16 protein-coding genes and 2 tRNA genes are annotated in these 17,553 nt (G+C 47.6%); 10 read left to right on the forward strand and 8 right to left on the reverse strand.

Features of this window, described 5'->3' with window-relative positions:
* Positions 1–100 precede the first annotated feature (100 nt).
* The 5 genes from fucO to NQ510_RS02250 are packed head-to-tail and all read right to left on the reverse strand — an operon-like array spanning position 101 to position 5,938.
* Positions 101–1,255 carry a lactaldehyde reductase gene (fucO, locus tag NQ510_RS02230; protein WP_008662885.1) on the reverse strand — a complete coding sequence of 385 codons (1,155 nt, stop codon included), beginning with the start codon at positions 1,253–1,255 and terminating at the stop codon, positions 101–103.
* A 25-nt stretch (positions 1,256–1,280) separates the two neighbouring features.
* Positions 1,281–2,090, reverse strand: a complete 810-nt coding sequence (rhaD, locus tag NQ510_RS02235; RefSeq protein WP_005825102.1) for a rhamnulose-1-phosphate aldolase — start codon at positions 2,088–2,090, stop codon at positions 1,281–1,283.
* 47 nt (positions 2,091–2,137) lie between these two features.
* Positions 2,138–3,148, reverse strand: a complete 1,011-nt coding sequence (locus NQ510_RS02240; RefSeq protein WP_005825105.1) for an L-rhamnose/proton symporter RhaT — start codon at positions 3,146–3,148, stop codon at positions 2,138–2,140.
* A gap of 22 nt (positions 3,149–3,170) precedes the next feature.
* Entirely contained in the window at positions 3,171–4,424 is a 1,254-nt protein-coding gene (locus NQ510_RS02245) for an L-rhamnose isomerase (RefSeq protein ID WP_005825107.1), read from the reverse strand.
* Positions 4,425–4,465: 41 nt separating this feature from the next.
* Complete coding sequence (locus NQ510_RS02250) at positions 4,466–5,938, reverse strand: rhamnulokinase (protein ID WP_005825109.1); 1,473 nt, start codon at positions 5,936–5,938, stop codon at positions 4,466–4,468.
* A gap of 314 nt (positions 5,939–6,252) precedes the next feature.
* On the opposite strand from NQ510_RS02250, the gene argR reads away from it, so the two are divergent.
* The 10 genes from argR to NQ510_RS02300 all read left to right on the forward strand — a co-directional run bounded on the left by argR (position 6,253) and on the right by NQ510_RS02300 (position 15,558).
* The gene (gene argR / locus NQ510_RS02255; RefSeq protein ID WP_005825113.1) at positions 6,253–6,726 is read left to right on the forward strand and encodes an arginine repressor; all 474 of its coding nucleotides are present in this window, start codon (positions 6,253–6,255) and stop codon (positions 6,724–6,726) included.
* A gap of 36 nt (positions 6,727–6,762) precedes the next feature.
* Entirely contained in the window at positions 6,763–7,320 is a 558-nt protein-coding gene (locus NQ510_RS02260) for a GNAT family N-acetyltransferase (protein ID WP_005825115.1), read from the forward strand.
* Positions 7,321–7,333: 13 nt separating this feature from the next.
* On the forward strand, positions 7,334–8,539 hold the full coding sequence (locus NQ510_RS02265) for an argininosuccinate synthase (RefSeq protein ID WP_005825117.1): 1,206 nt from the start codon (positions 7,334–7,336) through the stop codon (positions 8,537–8,539).
* Positions 8,540–8,758: a PspC domain-containing protein gene (locus NQ510_RS02270; protein WP_005825120.1), complete on the forward strand. Its 219-nt coding sequence runs from the start codon at positions 8,540–8,542 to the stop codon at positions 8,756–8,758. It begins immediately after the preceding gene.
* Positions 8,751–9,719: an N-acetyl-gamma-glutamyl-phosphate reductase gene (gene argC / locus NQ510_RS02275; protein WP_005825122.1), complete on the forward strand. Its 969-nt coding sequence runs from the start codon at positions 8,751–8,753 to the stop codon at positions 9,717–9,719. The genes NQ510_RS02270 and argC overlap by 8 nt, the downstream gene beginning before the upstream one ends.
* A gap of 5 nt (positions 9,720–9,724) precedes the next feature.
* On the forward strand, positions 9,725–10,846 hold the full coding sequence (locus tag NQ510_RS02280) for an aspartate aminotransferase family protein (protein ID WP_005825124.1): 1,122 nt from the start codon (positions 9,725–9,727) through the stop codon (positions 10,844–10,846).
* Positions 10,847–10,975: 129 nt separating this feature from the next.
* Positions 10,976–11,749, forward strand: a complete 774-nt coding sequence (gene proC / locus NQ510_RS02285) for a pyrroline-5-carboxylate reductase (protein ID WP_005825128.1) — start codon at positions 10,976–10,978, stop codon at positions 11,747–11,749.
* Between the two features lie 121 nt (positions 11,750–11,870).
* Positions 11,871–12,425, forward strand: coding sequence for a helix-turn-helix domain-containing protein (locus NQ510_RS02290; protein WP_005825132.1), 555 nt, complete (start codon positions 11,871–11,873; stop codon positions 12,423–12,425).
* Positions 12,426–12,432: 7 nt separating this feature from the next.
* A complete protein-coding gene (locus NQ510_RS02295) occupies positions 12,433–14,088 on the forward strand; it encodes an AMP-binding protein (protein WP_005825134.1) in 1,656 nt (551 codons plus the stop codon).
* Positions 14,089–14,307: 219 nt separating this feature from the next.
* Positions 14,308–15,558, forward strand: coding sequence for an acyloxyacyl hydrolase (locus NQ510_RS02300; protein WP_005825139.1), 1,251 nt, complete (start codon positions 14,308–14,310; stop codon positions 15,556–15,558).
* Positions 15,559–15,907: 349 nt separating this feature from the next.
* Here NQ510_RS02300 and NQ510_RS02305 read toward each other — a convergent pair.
* The 3 genes from NQ510_RS02305 to argH form a co-directional block, all read right to left on the reverse strand.
* Positions 15,908–15,991, reverse strand: a tRNA-Leu gene (locus tag NQ510_RS02305).
* Between the two features lie 20 nt (positions 15,992–16,011).
* A tRNA-Gly gene (locus NQ510_RS02310) sits at positions 16,012–16,084 on the reverse strand.
* A gap of 102 nt (positions 16,085–16,186) precedes the next feature.
* Entirely contained in the window at positions 16,187–17,527 is a 1,341-nt protein-coding gene (argH, locus tag NQ510_RS02315; protein WP_005825140.1) for an argininosuccinate lyase, read from the reverse strand.
* Between the last annotated feature and the right edge of the window lie 26 nt (positions 17,528–17,553).

Here is a 17,553-nt window from a genome sequence, read left to right on the forward strand (position 1 = left end):
TCCGGAACAAAAATAGAGATTATTTATGAAAAATCCCGTCCGCAGCGAATATTATTCATCACGGACGGGAATAGACATGTAACCTAAAATAGCGCTTGCCTTAAAAAGCTTTATGATACAGAGCTTCTATATCTTCCACAGATGTAGGTCTCGGATTGCCACCGGTGCAGACATCATTAAAAGCATCGATAGCCAATTGATGCAAATCCTCTTCCCTAACATTGATTTCACGCAACCGCTGTGGAATGCCAATACTTAAAGACAATTTCCGGACAGCAGCAATAGCAGCACATATACCTTCTTCCACGCTCATACCTTCCGTATTGACTCCCATCGCCTTCGCAATATGGACATATTTAGGAGCAGCCGGGGACGCTGCATTATACTCCATTACGTAAGGAAGAAGCAATGCGTTGGCCACCCCATGCGGAGTGTCATAATGGGCACCCAAAGGATGGGCCATGGAATGAACGATGCCCAGACCGACATTGCTGAACCCCATACCGGCAATGTATTGCGCTTGAGACATGGCCTCGCGGGCAACCGGATCGCTGCCATTGTCTACGGCAGCTTTCAAATGGACAGCAATCATTTCAATGGCTTTCAGTTCGAACATATCCGACATAGCCCATGCACCCGGCGTTATATAGCTTTCTATGGCATGAGTCAGTGCATCCATACCGGTTGCAGCAGTCAATCCTTTCGGCATGGAATACATCAGCTCCGGGTCAACAATAGCTACTGCCGGAATATCATTAGGGTCTACACAAACCATCTTTTTTTTGACCTCTTCGTCAATGATAACATAATTGATGGTCACCTCAGCAGCAGTTCCCGCCGTAGTAGGTAAAGCAAAAGTAGGGACAGCCTTTTGACGAGTATCCGCCACACCTTCCAGAGACTTCACATCTGCAAAATCCGGATTATTCACAACAATACCAATACCTTTTGCCGTATCAATGGAAGAGCCGCCACCCAAAGCCACGATAAAATCGGCACCGGATGCCTTGAAAGCAGCCACACCATTCTGTACATTGGTAATGGTAGGATTGGCCTTCACATCACTGAAGAGCTCATAAGGTATACTGTTCTTCTCGAAAACTTCAATCACTTTATCAGCCACCTTGAAACGGATCAAATCTCTGTCCGTTACAAAGAAAGCCTTTTTGAAACCTCTGCGGGCAGCCTCCACGGCAATCGTTTCGCGACAGCCGGCACCGAAATAAGAGGTCTCATTCAATATCATTCTATACATAATTACACACTATCTGTTAAAACAATTATTTGGGCAAATTAAACGCTACGGACATTTCCTTCATTTGAAGCTGGCTCATACCATCCGGTTCAAAACCCATATTTTTGGCAGCGATATAAATAAGGGCGGATTTATTGAGTACATCCACCTGGTCGAAAGCAGCCATCACATCCACATCCACAGCAAACACACCATGTTTCTCCCACATCACTACATCATAGTCATCCAGTTCGCGGATGGTAGCCTCAGCCAATTCTACCGAACTGGGAAGTTGATAAGGGATGATACCCAAACCGCGGGGACAGAAAGCCTTTGTTTCCGGTATCATACTCCAAAGCAGGTTCGAAGCTACATCTTTTTCCAGAAACTTCTTGTTGTGAGTCATGGCTACCAGCTCAATAGGATGCGTATGCACCGAAGCTTTATAGGGAGAACCTTTCGCTATCAGATTGTTGTGTACACTAAGATGGGAAGGAAGTTCCGATGTAGGCTGTACAGACTGGTCGGCTATAATGACATAGCTGGCACAGTCATCCAAAATGCGGATGACCGAACCGTTCTCCATCGGCCAACGGGCCAAATCGCGCATACGCTTGTTGGTGCCTTTGCAATAAAAATAGCAGTCTTTCAAATAAGGTAAAGTAGCACCGATTGATTTCACCTCACTAATGGCGGGCATAGCCTTGATTTCATCGTCTACAAACTCAGTGATGTTGACCGTAATATTGCCCCCATTACGTTCTGCCCAACCTTTCTGCCAGAGATAACCAGCCACCTCAGCCACCTTATTAACTTCCGCAGCCAGCGCCGGACGATTTTCTAGAATTGATTTCATATATGCAGATATATTTTAGTTTTATATTCAAAGATAGGTATTTAAACTTACCCCAGCAACTGTGGCAGGAAAGAAGAAATTATCAAGACTGCCAAGCCTATGACAAGCACTGTAATTGTCTTGGGTGTACACCCTTTCCATTCCTTCAAAAGGATACCCCAAACATTGGAGAACGTTACGTTCAACGACATCAGGATGCACCACGAGAATGTGAGCAATACCGGAGAGGCAGCAAGGAATCCCTTACCCAAGCTAAGACCAAAGAACTGGCTGTACCACAACACACCGGCCAAAGCACAAAACAAGACATTGTTTACATAAAGGGATTTCTTGCCATAATCGCCCCAACTTTTGTTCCTGGAATTCTGATAGAAACAATAGACGGCATTCGTAATGAAACCACCCAGTGTCACCATCAATGTAGCAGGCAGTGTCTTGAATATATCCGCACTTTCAGCAAAACAGAGTTTCTCTCCAAAACCCAATCCTATACTGAAACACGCACTCATAAATCCGGCAAGAAGGGCTACAATAATACCTTTAGTAAAATTGAAATCCTTTACGGCCTTCTTCTTCTCTTCTTCGCTCAGGCTGGCAGACTTCATGCTACCGGCCAGACCGATAATGCCAATACCTACCAACGTGACCACTACACCAACAATAACCGATGTTGTCAAATCTCCTGCCTTACCAGTAAATACCGGAGTCAATATCGTTCCCAATCCGGCACAAGTACCCAAAGCGATAGACTGCCCAAGAGCTACGCCCAAATAGCGCATAGACAAACCAAACGTCAGTCCCCCCACTCCCCATAAAGCTCCGAAGAACATAGTCCAAAGCGTATCCGCAGGATTGTTTGCATAAATCTCGAACAGCGAATTGCCGGCAGGTACTGCCAGCAACGCGCCCAAGAACGGAAAAACCAGCCAAGCGAAAACACCTTGTACAATCCAATACGACTCCCAGCTCCACTCCTTGATGCGGTTAATGGGTACATAGCAACTGGATTGGCAGAATGCTCCGATGGCAATAATCAATAACCCTAATATTATTTCCATTTCTGTCAGTTACAAGGGTTTCCTATCCTCTTTTAGAGGTTACATTAGCTTCATACTTCTCTATTTCAGCGATGAACTCCTCACCTACCGGAACATTGTTTTTCAGACAGAACATGTCCCAAACAGCGTTCCAAGGCAAAGCCTTAGCCTCTTCGAGCAGAGCAAGGCGCTGGAAACCTTGACCGGTGGCCTCATATTCGCGAAGCTTTGCCAATGGTTCTAGTAACGCACGCAACATGCATTTCTGCGCCGCACGGGTACCGATTACATAAGCACCGATACGGTTGATGGAAGCATCAAAATAATCAAGACCAATGTGTACACGGTCCAGTGCATCGCAACGGACAATTTCTTGGAAAAGTTCAAGAGTGGGGTCATCCATGATAGTTACATGGTCAGAATCCCAACGTACCGGACGGCTTACGTGGAGCATCAGCTCAGGGACAAAGAGCAACATGGAAGACACCTTGTCTGCAGCACTTTCCGTAGGATGGAAGTGCCCGGTATCAATAGTAATAAGTTTCTGATGCTGTACACTATAGCCCATACAGAATTCATTGGAGCCTACTGTATAACTCTCTAAACCTATGCCAAACACCTTCGATTCAAGGCAGTTCTTCATATGCTTGTATTCCGTAGCAAAAATACGGTCGAGAGAATCTTTGAAAAGCACACGATACTTCATACGGTTTACAGTGATATCCTTGCTACCATCATGCACCCAAAGATTCATGATGCAGGGATCTCCCTGGCGGCGCCCCATTTCTTCGGCAATGGCACGACAACGTTTAGTATGTTCGACCCAAAAGTCACGGATACCTTGGTCCGGATGAGCCAGAGAAAGATTACCGCTCTTCGGATGAGAGAAAGAAGTGGAATTAAAATCCAATTTTATACCATTCTCGGCTGCCCATTGCATCCAGCTTTCGAAATGTTTCACCTCTACCTGATCGCGATCTACGAAGGTACCGCCAAAGTCACCGTAAATCTCATGCAAATTCAAACGGTGCTTACCGGGGATATAAGAAGCAGCTTTCAAAATATCGGAACGCAGTTCTTCCATATTACGGGCTTTACCGGGATAGTTTCCTGTTGTCTGGATACCACCGGTCAATGAGCCGGCAGATTCGAATCCCTGAACATCATCGGCCTGCCAACAATGCATGGAGATAGACACTTTCTGAAGTTGCTCCATTACTTTTTCTACATCCAATCCGAGAGCTGCGTAACGCTCTTTAGCAATTTCATACGCTTTGTTTATCAATTCTTCTTTCATGATACGTGATTTGATTATGAGTTATAAGTTATTGGTAATCATTATCCATTATAATTAGTCATCGTCAATTGCTTGAAGTGCAGGTAAGCGGTATTCCAATCCTCCATATCCTGCGGATAGAAAGTCTTTAATGGTATGGAACGGTTGATGAGCTGTCTCATGGAAGCAATGTCTCTAGCTGCTCCGGCAGCCAATGCCTGAACCATAACGTTACCGATAGCAGTAGCTTCGGAAGGTCCGGCAATCACGGGAATACCGACAGCATTGGCTGTCCACTGGTTAAGCAGTTCGTTACGGCTACCGCCACCGATAACATGTAAAGCCTCCACCGGACGTGGTGAAAGATTTCGCAGGCTATCCAGCACCTGACGGTATCTCAAAGCAAGACTCTCAAAGATACAGCGTACTATCTGTCCATGTGTCATGGGAATAGGCTGACGATAATCGGAACAATAGGTCTTGATGGCTTGCTCCATATTCGCCGGATTGGTAAACAAAGCATCATCCGGATTAATTAGACTACGGAATGGTTCACAAGTACCAGCCTCAACGATGAGTTCAGAATAAGGGATTTCCCCCCATTCGGTACGGCAACGTTCAAGCAGCCACATACCACAAATATTTTTTAACAAACGAATGGTTCCTTCCACACCGCCTTCATTCGTAAAATTCAAGGATTCTGTTTCAGCAGTAATGACTGGAGCATCCGTCTCCACTCCCATCAGAGACCAAGTACCACTACTTAGATAAGCAAAATTACGGTCCATGGCAGGTACGGCAGCAACAGCAGAAGCCGTATCATGCCCGGCAACAGCTATCACGGGGACAGCGCCAAGTCCGGTTATTCGTTGTACTTCCTCCGTCAAGCCCCCTATTTTTTCACCAGGATAGACAAAACGCCCGAAATGAGCTTGTGTCAGTCCAATCTCCTGCAGCAAGGCATCCTCCAGCCTGCAGGTATTGGCATTTACCAACTGTGCCGTACTGGCAATAGTATACTCCGTTACCATCTGACCGGTCAACATATAGCTCAAAGCATCAGGCATAAACAGCAATTTATCTGCAGCTGCCAATGCACTGTCATGATTACGGCGTAATGTATCAAGTTGGAACAAGGAGTTGAAATTCATCACCTGAATCCCCGTCCATCCATACACATGGCTACGAGGTATACGTGTGAAGAACGCTTCCGGAGCACCCACCGTATGAGGGTCACGATAGGAATACGGCTGGCGAAGAAATCCCCCATCCTTACCTACACAGACAAAATCTACTCCCCAAGTGTCGATACCGATGGAAGTTATTTCTACACCTTTACGGGCGGCAATCCTTAGCCCTTCAATAATATGACGGTAAAGTTCATAAATATCCCAGTAAAAATGTCTGCCAGCTTCAATCAGATGATTTGGGAAACGGTTTACTTCTTCCATTTCCAAACCATTCGAAGTAAAAGTTCCCAGAATTGTGCGACCACTGGTAGCCCCCAAGTCGACCGCAAAAAAGCATTGTTTCATGGTAATTAGTTTTAGTTGCTATTCAACGATACAAAAATAGGAGATTATCCCCCTACTTTTTGTACAGTTTTTGATTGAAAGGGTGTCAGATTTGACAATTGCATATCTATTCTATATTATATCAACATTTACCAAAGACATACGGAAACAATCTCCAATAACGTAAAAGAACAAACAAGACTCCAACAAAGAGAACAAAAACAACATATACAGTACACCCGATGTATAAAAAGAATAAAAAAGCTCTCCTTTTTGCATATTCTTTCCGAAATAATCCCTAATTTTGCACTACTCTTAGAATAATTATACAGAAAATGAAGAAAAAAGCCAATCGGTTAGACGCCATCAAGATGATTATCTCAAGCAAAGACGTCAGTTCTCAGGAAGAACTGTTGCAAGCTTTGAGCAAGGAAGGCTTTGAACTGACACAAGCCACCTTGTCACGCGACTTGAAACAGCTGAAAGTAGCGAAAGCAGCGAACATGAACGGTAAATACGTATATGTGCTGCCCAACAACATCATGTATAAACGTTCGAACGACCAGAGTGCAAGTGAAATGCTGATGACAAGCGGATTCGTTTCACTTCAATTTTCGGGCAATATTGCCGTCATCCGTACCCGGCCCGGATATGCCAGCAGCATGGCCTACGACATCGACAACCGAGAGTGTCCCGCCATTCTGGGTACCATTGCCGGAGATGACACCATCATGCTGGTGGTGCACGAAGCAGCGTCACATGACGAGGTACGCAGCTTCCTATCGCAAATCATCCCGAACATTAAATGATAGATAACAACAAAAAAACAAGAAATTAAATAAGAAATGGATTCGAAACAAATTGATGTGATGGTGGCTGACGCCTCACATGAAGTTTACGTAGACAAGATTTTGGATACCATCCGGGAAGCTGCCAAGGTACGCGGAACGGGCATCGCAGAACGCACACACGAATACGTAGCTACTAAAATGAAAGAAGGAAAGGCCATCATAGCCTTGTGTGGAGATGATTTTGCCGGTTTCACCTACATAGAGAGCTGGGGTAACAAGCAATATGTAGCAACCTCCGGTTTGATAGTACACCCCAAATATCGGGGACTGGGGCTGGCAAAACGTATCAAGACCGCTTCTTTCCGCCTGGCACGCCTACGCTGGCCTAATGCTAAAGTTTTCAGTCTCACCAGCGGAGCTGCCGTCATGAAAATGAATACCGAGCTGGGATATGTGCCCGTCACCTTCAACGAACTGACCGATGACGAATCGTTCTGGAAAGGTTGCGAAGGCTGTATAAACCATGATATATTGGTAGCTAAGAACCGTAAATTCTGCATTTGCACAGCAATGCTTTACGACCCGAAGCTGCACGAAGAGGATAAAATATAAAAATACTAAGGATATGGAAAAGAAGAAGAAAGTAGTAGTCGCATTCAGCGGAGGTTTGGATACCTCGTTTACGGTGATGTATCTTACCAAAGAAAAAGGGTACGAAGTATATGCAGCTTGTGCCAATACGGGCGGTTTCAGTGCTGAACAGTTGAAGACAAACGAAGAAAATGCCTACAAGCTGGGCGCCAAAGAATACGTCACCCTCGACGTGACGCAGGAATACTATGAGAAAAGCTTGAAATACATGGTATTCGGCAATGTTTTGCGTAACGGCACCTATCCTATCTCTGTAAGTTCCGAACGTATCTTCCAAGCATTGGCCATTGCACGCTATGCCAACGAAATCGGCGCGGATGCCATCGCCCACGGTTCTACAGGTGCGGGTAACGACCAGATTCGTTTCGACATGACTTTCCTCGTCATGGCTCCGGGCGTGGAAATCATCACGCTGACACGCGACATGGCACTGAGCCGTCAGGAAGAGATTGATTATCTGAACAAACACGGCTTTGCCGCCGACTTCACCAAACTAAAATATTCCTATAACGTAGGTTTGTGGGGCACTTCCATTTGTGGTGGCGAGATTCTGGATTCCGCGCAAGGGTTGCCCGAAAGCGCCTATCTGAAACACTGCACCAAAGAGGGCAGCGAGCAGTTGCGCCTCACTTTTGAAAAAGGTGAGCTGAAAGCCGTGAACGACGAGACATTCGACGACCCCATCAAAGCCATCCAGAAGGTAGAAGAGATTGGTGCGGCATACGGTATCGGACGCGACATGCACGTAGGCGACACGATTATCGGTATCAAAGGCCGCGTAGGTTTCGAAGCTGCCGCACCTATGCTGATTATCGGAGCACACAAGTTCCTCGAGAAGTACACTTTGAGCAAATGGCAGCAATACTGGAAGGACCAGGTAGCCAACTGGTATGGCATGTTCCTGCACGAAAGCCAATATCTGGAACCAGTAATGCGCGACATCGAAGCCATGCTGGAATCCTCGCAACGCAACGTAAACGGTACGGCTATCCTCGAACTTCACCCGCTCTGCTTTTCTACCGTAGGTGTAGAAAGCAAAGATGACCTTGTGAAAAACAAGTTTGGCGAATACGGTGAGATGCAGAAAGGATGGACGGCAGAAGATGCCAAGGGCTTCATCAAAGTAACCTCCACAGCACTGCGTGCTTATTATTCAAATCATAAAGACGAGAAAATCTAAATGACCGGCAGGAAGCAAAAACTGACACGTCCCCGGACTGGAAGGATGCTTTCAGGCGTATGTGCAGGACTGGCAAACTTTTTCGGACTCGATGTCTCATTGGTGCGTATCGTTTATACGTTCGCCACGATCTTTACTGCATTTGCAGGCATACCCATATACATTATAATGCTAATTGTTATACCACAAGAACCAAATAGATATTATCGAAATGATTAAAGTAGGAATCATCGGCGGAGCCGGATACACGGCAGGCGAACTGATACGTTTGCTGCTCAACCATCCGGAAGCGGAAATCGTTTTCATAAACAGCTCAAGCAACGCCGGCAACAAAATTACCGACGTACACGAAGGACTGTACGGCGAAACAGACTTGGTATTTACCGACCAGCTCCCGCTGGAAGAAATCGACGTACTCTTTTTCTGTACGGCACATGGTGACACGAAGAAGTTCCTCGAAAGCCACAACGTGCCCGAGGAACTGAGAATCATCGACCTCTCCATGGACTACCGCATAGCCTCTCCCGAACACGACTTCATCTACGGCCTGCCGGAGCTGAACCGCCGTGCCACCTGCAAAGCGAAGCACGTAGCCAATCCGGGCTGCTTTGCCACCTGCATACAGCTGGGCCTGCTGCCGCTCGCCAAACATCTGATGCTGAACGATGATATCATGGTGAACGCCATTACCGGAAGTACCGGCGCCGGTGTGAAACCGGGCGCCACGAGCCACTTCAGCTGGCGCAACAACAACATGAGCGTCTACAAAGCTTTCGAGCACCAGCATGTGCCCGAAATCAAGCAATCGCTCAAACAGCTGCAGAACAGCTTTGATGCGGACATTGACTTCATCCCCTACCGCGGCGACTTCCCGCGCGGCATCTTCACCACCATTGTGGTGAAGACCAAAGTGGCCCTGGAAGAAATCGTCCGCATGTATGAAGAATATTACGCCAAAGATTCCTTTACCCACATCGTGGAGAAGAATATCGACCTGAAGCAAGTGGTAAACACCAACAAGTGCCTCATCCATCTGGAGAAGCATGGCGACAAACTGCTTATCATTTCCTGCATTGATAACCTCCTGAAAGGCGCCAGCGGACAAGCTGTCCATAACATGAATTTAATGTTTAACCTGGAAGAGACCGTAGGATTACGGTTGAAACCTTCTGCATTCTAAAAAAAATGAATTTATTCGACGTATACCCTCTCTTTGACATCAACATCGTCAAAGGAAAAGGCTGCCATGTATGGGACGAGAACGGTACCGAATACCTCGACCTCTACGGTGGTCATGCAGTCATCTCAATCGGACATGCACATCCACATTATGTAGAGATGGTGAGTAACCAAGTTGCTACGTTAGGATTCTACTCAAACTCAGTAATTAACAAGCTGCAACAGCAAGTGGCAGAACGCTTGGGAAAAGTCTGTGGCTATGACGACTACTCATTCTTCCTCATCAACAGCGGTGCCGAAGCCAATGAAAACGCCTTGAAACTCGCCTCTTTCTACAATGGCCGTACCCGTGTGATATCCTTCTCAAAAGCATTCCACGGACGTACCTCACTGGCGGTGGAAGTAACGAACAATCCTAAAATCATCGCTCCCATCAACAACTGCGGGCACGTCACCTACCTCCCGTTGAACGACATCGAAGCCATGAAGGCCGAATTGTCCAAAGGAGATGTCTGCGCAGTGATTATCGAAGGCATACAAGGTGTAGGCGGCATCCAACTGCCGACAGACGAATTCATGCAGGCTCTCCGCCAGACTTGTACGGAACACAACACGGTCTTGATTCTCGATGAAATCCAAAGCGGCTACGGACGCAGCGGCAAGTTCTTCGCCCATCAGTACAACGGCATCAAAGCCGACATCATCACCGTGGCAAAAGGCATCGGCAATGGTTTCCCGATGGCAGGCGTACTCATCAGCCCAATGTTTACACCAGTATACGGGCAACTTGGAACCACTTTCGGCGGAAACCACCTGGCTTGCAGTGCCGCCCTTGCCGTGCTGGATGTGATAGAGCAGGAAAACCTGATAGAGAATGCAGCCCAAGTCGGCAACTTCCTGATAACGGAACTAAAGAAATTCCCTCAAATCAAGGACGTTCGCGGACGCGGACTCATGATAGGGCTGGAATTTGAAGAACCCATCAAGGAACTGCGCCTAAGACTACTGAAAGAGCAGCATGTATTCACCGGTGTAAGCGGTACGAATGTACTTCGCCTGCTGCCGCCTCTGTGCCTCGGCATGGATGAAGCAAAGGAATTCTTGGAACGCTTCAAGAAAGTACTTTAATATTTGACACAAATAATCAGCCAGCAAAAGAAACGACCGAAAAGCAGAATACCTTTCTCTCTCGGTCGTTTTTTGTAGAAAATTTATCTACCTTTGCCAGCAAAACAACTCTTTTAACAACAAAAAGATATGAAAGCAGCAATTATCGGTGCAGGAAATATGGGGGGAGCCATTGCCCGAGGGCTGGCAAAAGGAACAATCATCCCTGCCGGTAACATCATTGTCTCCAACCCCACCCAGGGCAAGCTGGACAAGCTGAAGGCAGAATTCCCCGCATTGCAAGTGACCAATGACAACCAGGAAGCGGCAGCCGGTGCAGATATGATAATCTTTGCCGTGAAGCCATGGCTGATGGAGCCAGTGATAAAGGAACTGGAACTAAAAGGCACAGAGATTCTTATATCCGTTGCAGCCGGCATTCCTTTTGAAAAGCTGACACACTATGTAGCAGACAAAGAAATGACCATGTTCCGTCTTATTCCCAATACCGCCATCAGCGAGATGGAAAGCATGACACTCATCGCCAGCCGCAATGCCACCAAGGAGCAGGAGCAACTGATGCTGGACATTTTCAACCAGATGGGACTCGCCATGCTCATTCCCGAAGAAAAGATTGCGGCAACCACTGCCATGACTTCCTGCGGCATCGCCTACGTGCTTAAGTATATCCAGGCAGCCATGCAGGCCGGCGTTGAAATGGGTATCTATCCCAAAGACGGCATGCGCATGGTGGCACAATCCGTGAAAGGGGCAGCCGAGCTGATTCTGAACAACGACACGCACCCCAGTGTTGAGATTGACAAGGTGTGTACCCCCGGAGGAATTACCATCAAGGGAATCAACGAGCTGGAACATGAAGGATTCACCTCCACTGTGATTAAAGCCATCAAAGCGAGTAAATGATATTTAATGTGCTAATGTAACGATGTCCCGATATGCCTATGAGCTACGGTATAATTAAACATTGTGCAGCCTATTGGCACATTGCCACACTTTAATAACAACCCATTAAAAAAATATAATTATGGACGAACAAATCAGACAAATAGCCGAACGCCTGCGCGGACTGCGTGACGTATTGGAACTGACTGCCGACGATATCGCCCGCGACTGCGACATCTCTGCAGAAGAGTACCGCCTGGCCGAAACCGGAGAATTCGACATCTCGGTCAGCATGCTGCAGAAGATAGCACGGCACTACGGCATATCACTGGACGCACTGATGTTTGGGCAAGAGCCCAAAATGAGCTCCTACTTCCTGACACGTGCCGGAAAAGGAACCAGTATAGAACGTACCAAGGCATATAAATACCAATCACTGGCAGCCGGTTTCATCAACCGCACGGCAGACCCGTTCATCGTGACCGTAGAACCGAAACCGGACAGCGAGCCGATACATTACAACAGCCATACCGGTCAGGAGTTCAACCTCGTACTGGAAGGCCGTATGATGGTCAGCATCGACGGCAAAGACTTAATCTTAAACGAAGGAGACAGTCTATACTTCAACTCCAAACTGCCGCACGGCATGAAGGCGCTTGACGGAAAGACTGTAAAATTCCTGGCAGTAATCATGTAATAAAGTTATGGTAGAAAGATTTTTATCTCAAACATCCTTCACCTCACAGGAGGACTTCATCAAGAACTTGAAGATAAACGTACCGGAGAATTTCAACTTCGGCTACGACGTAGTGGATGCCTGGGCAGCCGAGCAGCCCGACAAACCCGCACTGTTGTGGACCAATGACCAGGGCGAATGCCGGCAGTTTACCTTTGCCGACATGAAACGGTACACAGACATGACGGCTTCCTATTTCCAAAGCCTCGGCATCGGGCACGGAGACATGGTGATGCTGATACTGAAACGCCGTTATGAATTCTGGTTCAGCATTGTGGCACTGCACAAACTCGGTGCAGTGGTGATTCCCGCCACCCACCTGCTGACGAAGAAAGACATCGTATACCGCTGCAACGCCGCAGACATTAAAATGATAGTCTGTGCCGGCGAAAGCGTCATCACCGACCATATCACGGCAGCTATGCCAGAGTCTCCTTCTGTGAAACGCCTCGTAAGCGTCGGGCCGGAAGCTCCCGAAGGATTCGAAGACTTCCACAAAGGTATCGAGGCCGCCGCTCCTTTCGTGAAACCTGAACATCCGAACACGAACGATGACATCTCCCTGATGTACTTCACCAGCGGTACTACCGGAGAGCCTAAAATGGTGGCCCACGACTTCACCTATCCGTTGGGACATATCGTCACCGGCAGCTTCTGGCACAATCTGAAAGAGAGCAGCCTACACCTCACCATTGCCGACACCGGTTGGGGAAAAGCCGTGTGGGGCAAGCTCTACGGACAATGGATTGCCGGTGCCAACGTATTTGTATACGACCACGAGAAGTTCACTCCCGCAGCCATACTGGAGAAGATACAGGATTATCACGTCACGTCGCTTTGTGCACCGCCCACCATCTTCCGGTTCCTCATTCACGAAGACCTTACGAAGTACGACCTATCCAGCCTGGAATACTGCACCATCGCCGGAGAAGCCTTGAACCCCGCTGTATTCGAGACCTTCAAGAAACTGACGGGCATCAAGTTGATGGAGGGTTTCGGACAGACCGAAACGACCCTCACCGTCGCCACCATGCCCTGGATGGAACCGAAACCCGGCAGCATGGGATTGCCCAATCCGCAATACGACGTAGACCTGATAGACAACGACGGCCGTTCTGTGGAAGCCGGTGAGCAGGGACAGATTGTAATCCGTACCGACAAAGGCAAACCGCTGGGATTGTTCAAGGAATACTACCGCGATGCCAACCGTACCCACGAGGCATGGAACAACGGCATTTACTACACGGGAGACGTAGCCTGGAAGGACGAAGACGGCTACCTCTGGTTCGTGGGCCGCGCCGACGACGTTATCAAAAGTAGCGGTTATCGCATCGGCCCGTTCGAAGTGGAAAGTGCATTGATGACCCACCCAGCCGTAGTGGAATGTGCCATTACCGGTGTGCCCGATGAAATCCGCGGCCAAGTGGTAAAAGCTACGATTGTGTTGGCAAAAGAGTACAAGGCACGCGCCGAAGAAGAGCTTGTCAAGGAGTTGCAGAACCATGTGAAGAAAGTGACGGCTCCCTACAAATACCCGCGTGTCATCGAATTTGTTGATGAGCTCCCCAAAACCATCAGCGGGAAAATCCGCCGTGTGGAAATCCGGGAGAACGACCGGAAATAACACTCGCCACCCAGCATCTGAATCATAAGACAACATCCGGGTGAATGAATAAGGAGGGGATAAAACCGAAGTCGGCCATTCTATTGACGATTTCCGTTTTACCCCCTCTTTTTACAAATAGTTGTCTCATTGTGAATACCAAAAGGAGAAAAGAACTATATTTGCACGAAATTAAACTTCACTTGGAACATTTATAAACAAGAAAGACCGACACGGCATATGAAAAATAGAACGCAGATATGGAAAATACTGGCTTTCTTAGGAGCGGTACTTTTCTTGTCTGATACAATATACGCCCAACAATGGACATCCGATAGTCATTCGGAATACAAGCGGGATACACTCCCTTTCTCACAGCGCTTCATCCACAGATTAGGCGTAGAAGGGCGTGCTGGCTATATTTTTCAGACCAGCCCTTTTCTGGAGTACTCCAACCACCAATACAAGGCCATGAAAAATGCCTATGCCGGCCATCTGAAATACTCCTTCCAGCTCCGTCCCCACACCGTTGCCGACCAGGCTTATATAGGAGCCTATCAAGGGATTGGAGTCGGCTATTTCAACTTCGGCAATCCGGAAGAGCTGGGCAACCCGCTGGCGGTCTATCTGTTTCAAGGGGGACGCATCGCCCAATTCAGCCCCCGCATATCCTTGAACTATGAATGGAACTTCGGCGCATCGTTCGGCTGGAAACCCTACGATGAATATGACAACCCGGAGAACCAGATTATCGGCTCGAAAGTGAATGCCTATCTCAATGTGAACCTCTACTTAAAGTGGGCACTCTCCCCCAAGTTCGACTTGATGATAGGAGCTACCGGAAGCCACTTTTCCAACGGAAACACCCAATATCCCAACTCCGGTCTGAACACGGTGGACTGCAAAGTGGGACTGGTATATAACTTTAACCGCAGAGCGGATGAACTCGTCCAATCATGGCAACGCCCTATCGTTCCTCCATTCCCCCGCCACGTCAGCTACGACTTGACTTTGTTCGGCTCCTGGCGAAAGAAAGCAGTGGCCCATGAGGGCAGTAGTGGCCAGGTACCCGCACCCGGCACTTACAACGTGTTCGGTTTCAGCTTTGCACCCATGTACAACTTCGGCTATAAATTCCGTGCCGGTGTGGCGCTGGACGGCGTATACGACCACAGTGCGAACATGAAAGAATCGTACGAAGAAGAGAACGGCTTCTATACTCCGCCCGCCAAGAAGCAGATGGCATTGGGCTTATCTGCCCGCGGAGAATTTGTCATGCCTTACTTCACGGTAGGTATCGGTCTGGGAGCCAATGTTCTGCACGGCGGCGGTGACATGAAGTCTTTCTATCAGATTCTTGCCCTGAAAATAGACGTAACACGCAATTCGTATCTCCATATAGGATATAACCTCCGGGAATTTCATGAGCCCAATTATCTGATGTTGGGTATCGGCTATCGGTTCAATAACAAACGCCCCAAGCTGTTCTGAACAATAAAGAGGAGGCTATTTATATAGATTCTTTTATTTCATCTGCAAGCACATATTACCAAGTGCCACGCGCATATCATCTACTATAGTATTATAGTTAGTTTGTTAGTTCACAGAGATGAACACTTTGTTCAAGTATAGAGAAACAGTTTGTTCCAATAAGGAAAAACAGTCTGTTTTCATATGATGAAACGAAATGTTCTGTTAAGGGAAACAAAGTGTTCGCCATAACGAAACAACTTGTTCTATTAAGGGAAACACTTTGTTCGCTATAGGGAAACGGTCTTTCATATCAAGAGCTTATAAAGAAAAAGCTCTGCAAATCAATGATTCACAGAGCTTAATCGAGTACTCGAAGCGGGACTTGAACCCGCACAGCCGCAATGGCCAAAGGATTTTAAGTCCTTCGTGTCTACCATTCCACCATTCGAGCATCCTAAAAAGGGAAAAGAGAGCGGAAAACGAGACTCGAACTCGCGACCCTAACCTTGGCAAGGTTATGCTCTACCAACTGAGCTATTTCCGCATTTGGAGAACGGGTGCAAAGATAAACAGTTTTCCCGTTTCTGCCAAATTTTTTTTTATAAAAGTACAGTACTCGCAGCGGGACTTGAACCCGCAGAACCTTTTACCTGCCCAGCAACTCTTTCTCTGCAGCTTGCATGGTCTCAAAATTGAAACCATCTACCACTTTCTGCATCAGAGCAGAGACTTCATCGTTGCAAAGGTTTCCGATACTGCCTTCATGGGTATGGTGTACCTCTTTGCTGTGCGAGAAGTTTCCGGCTTCAATATCCAGTCCCACCTTCTTGTAGGCATCGCGGAAAGGCATCCCTTCACGTGCCAAGCGGTTGACTTCCTCCACACTGAAAATAAGCAGATACTTGTCATCATCAAGAATATGTTCGTTCACCTTGATTTCGTTCATAATGTAAGTCGTCATCTGCAGACAGTCTTTCAGTTCCTGAAAAGCAGGCAGGAAGACCTCTTTGATAATCTGCAAGTCACGGAAATAGCCGGAAGGAAGATTGTTGGCTATCATCATAATCTGCTGGGGAAGGGATTGCAGTTTGTTGCACTTGGCACGCGTCAGTTCAAAGACGTCCGGGTTCTTCTTGTGAGGCATGATGCTGGAGCCGGTAGTGCAATCGTCCGGCAGCTTCACAAAACCGAAGTTCTGACTGTTGAACATACATGCGTCAAAAGCCAATTTCGATATGGTTCCGGCCACACTGGCAAGGGCGAAAGCTACATTACGCTCCATCTTGCCACGCCCCATCTGGGCATACACTACGTTGTAGTTGAGGGAATCAAATCCCAAAAGACGGGTAGTCATCGTACGGTTCAGCGGGAACGAGGAACCGTATCCCGCAGCAGAACCCAAAGGATTGCGGTTGCACATCTTGAAAGCTGCCTGAAGGAACATCATATCGTCCACCAGGCTCTCGGCGTATGCCCCAAACCAAAGTCCGAAAGAAGACGGCATGGCTATCTGCAAGTGTGTATAACCCGGCATCAGTACATCCTTGTAGCGTTCGCTCTGCATAACCAGCACATGGAACAATTGTTCCACAGCCTCCGCCACTTCCTTTATCTCTGCACGGGTAAAGAGCTTCAAATCGAGCAACACCTGGTCGTTGCGCGAACGTCCGCTGTGTATTTTCTTACCTATATCACCCAAGTTGCGCGTCAGCATAAGTTCCACTTGTGAGTGAACGTCTTCCACTCCCTCTTCTATCACAAATTCTCCACGCTCGGCCATCGCATAGATTTTCTTCAATTCGGCCAGCAATTGCCGCAGTTCTTCCTTCGTCAACAAGCCAATGCTTTCGAGCATCGTGATGTGCGCCATGGAACCCAGCACATCGTGCTTTGCCAAATAAAGGTCCATTTCACGGTCACGGCCTACCGTGAAGCGTTCGATATCCTTATTTACCTGAACGGATTTTTCCCAAAGTTTCTGAGCCACGTTGTTTCTAATGATTAATGGTTAGT

The sequence above is a fragment of the Bacteroides uniformis genome, assembly GCF_025147485.1.
GTDB lineage: Bacteria > Bacteroidota > Bacteroidia > Bacteroidales > Bacteroidaceae > Bacteroides > Bacteroides uniformis.

Excerpts from the sequence above, each read along its gene's own strand:
- fucO (WP_008662885.1), bottom strand. The coding sequence starts at position 1,255 with ATGTATAGAATGATATTGAATGAGACCTCTTATTTCGGTGCCGGCTGT.
- rhaD (WP_005825102.1), bottom strand. The coding sequence starts at position 2,090 with ATGAAATCAATTCTAGAAAATCGTCCGGCGCTGGCTGCGGAAGTTAAT.
- NQ510_RS02240 (WP_005825105.1), bottom strand. The coding sequence starts at position 3,148 with ATGGAAATAATATTAGGGTTATTGATTATTGCCATCGGAGCATTCTGC.
- NQ510_RS02245 (WP_005825107.1), bottom strand. The coding sequence starts at position 4,424 with ATGAAAGAAGAATTGATAAACAAAGCGTATGAAATTGCTAAAGAGCGT.
- NQ510_RS02250 (WP_005825109.1), bottom strand. The coding sequence starts at position 5,938 with ATGAAACAATGCTTTTTTGCGGTCGACTTGGGGGCTACCAGTGGTCGC.
- argR (WP_005825113.1), top strand. The coding sequence starts at position 6,253 with ATGAAGAAAAAAGCCAATCGGTTAGACGCCATCAAGATGATTATCTCA.
- NQ510_RS02260 (WP_005825115.1), top strand. The coding sequence starts at position 6,763 with ATGGATTCGAAACAAATTGATGTGATGGTGGCTGACGCCTCACATGAA.
- NQ510_RS02265 (WP_005825117.1), top strand. The coding sequence starts at position 7,334 with ATGGAAAAGAAGAAGAAAGTAGTAGTCGCATTCAGCGGAGGTTTGGAT.
- NQ510_RS02270 (WP_005825120.1), top strand. The coding sequence starts at position 8,540 with ATGACCGGCAGGAAGCAAAAACTGACACGTCCCCGGACTGGAAGGATG.
- argC (WP_005825122.1), top strand. The coding sequence starts at position 8,751 with ATGATTAAAGTAGGAATCATCGGCGGAGCCGGATACACGGCAGGCGAA.
- NQ510_RS02280 (WP_005825124.1), top strand. The coding sequence starts at position 9,725 with ATGAATTTATTCGACGTATACCCTCTCTTTGACATCAACATCGTCAAA.
- proC (WP_005825128.1), top strand. The coding sequence starts at position 10,976 with ATGAAAGCAGCAATTATCGGTGCAGGAAATATGGGGGGAGCCATTGCC.
- NQ510_RS02290 (WP_005825132.1), top strand. The coding sequence starts at position 11,871 with ATGGACGAACAAATCAGACAAATAGCCGAACGCCTGCGCGGACTGCGT.
- NQ510_RS02295 (WP_005825134.1), top strand. The coding sequence starts at position 12,433 with ATGGTAGAAAGATTTTTATCTCAAACATCCTTCACCTCACAGGAGGAC.
- NQ510_RS02300 (WP_005825139.1), top strand. The coding sequence starts at position 14,308 with ATGAAAAATAGAACGCAGATATGGAAAATACTGGCTTTCTTAGGAGCG.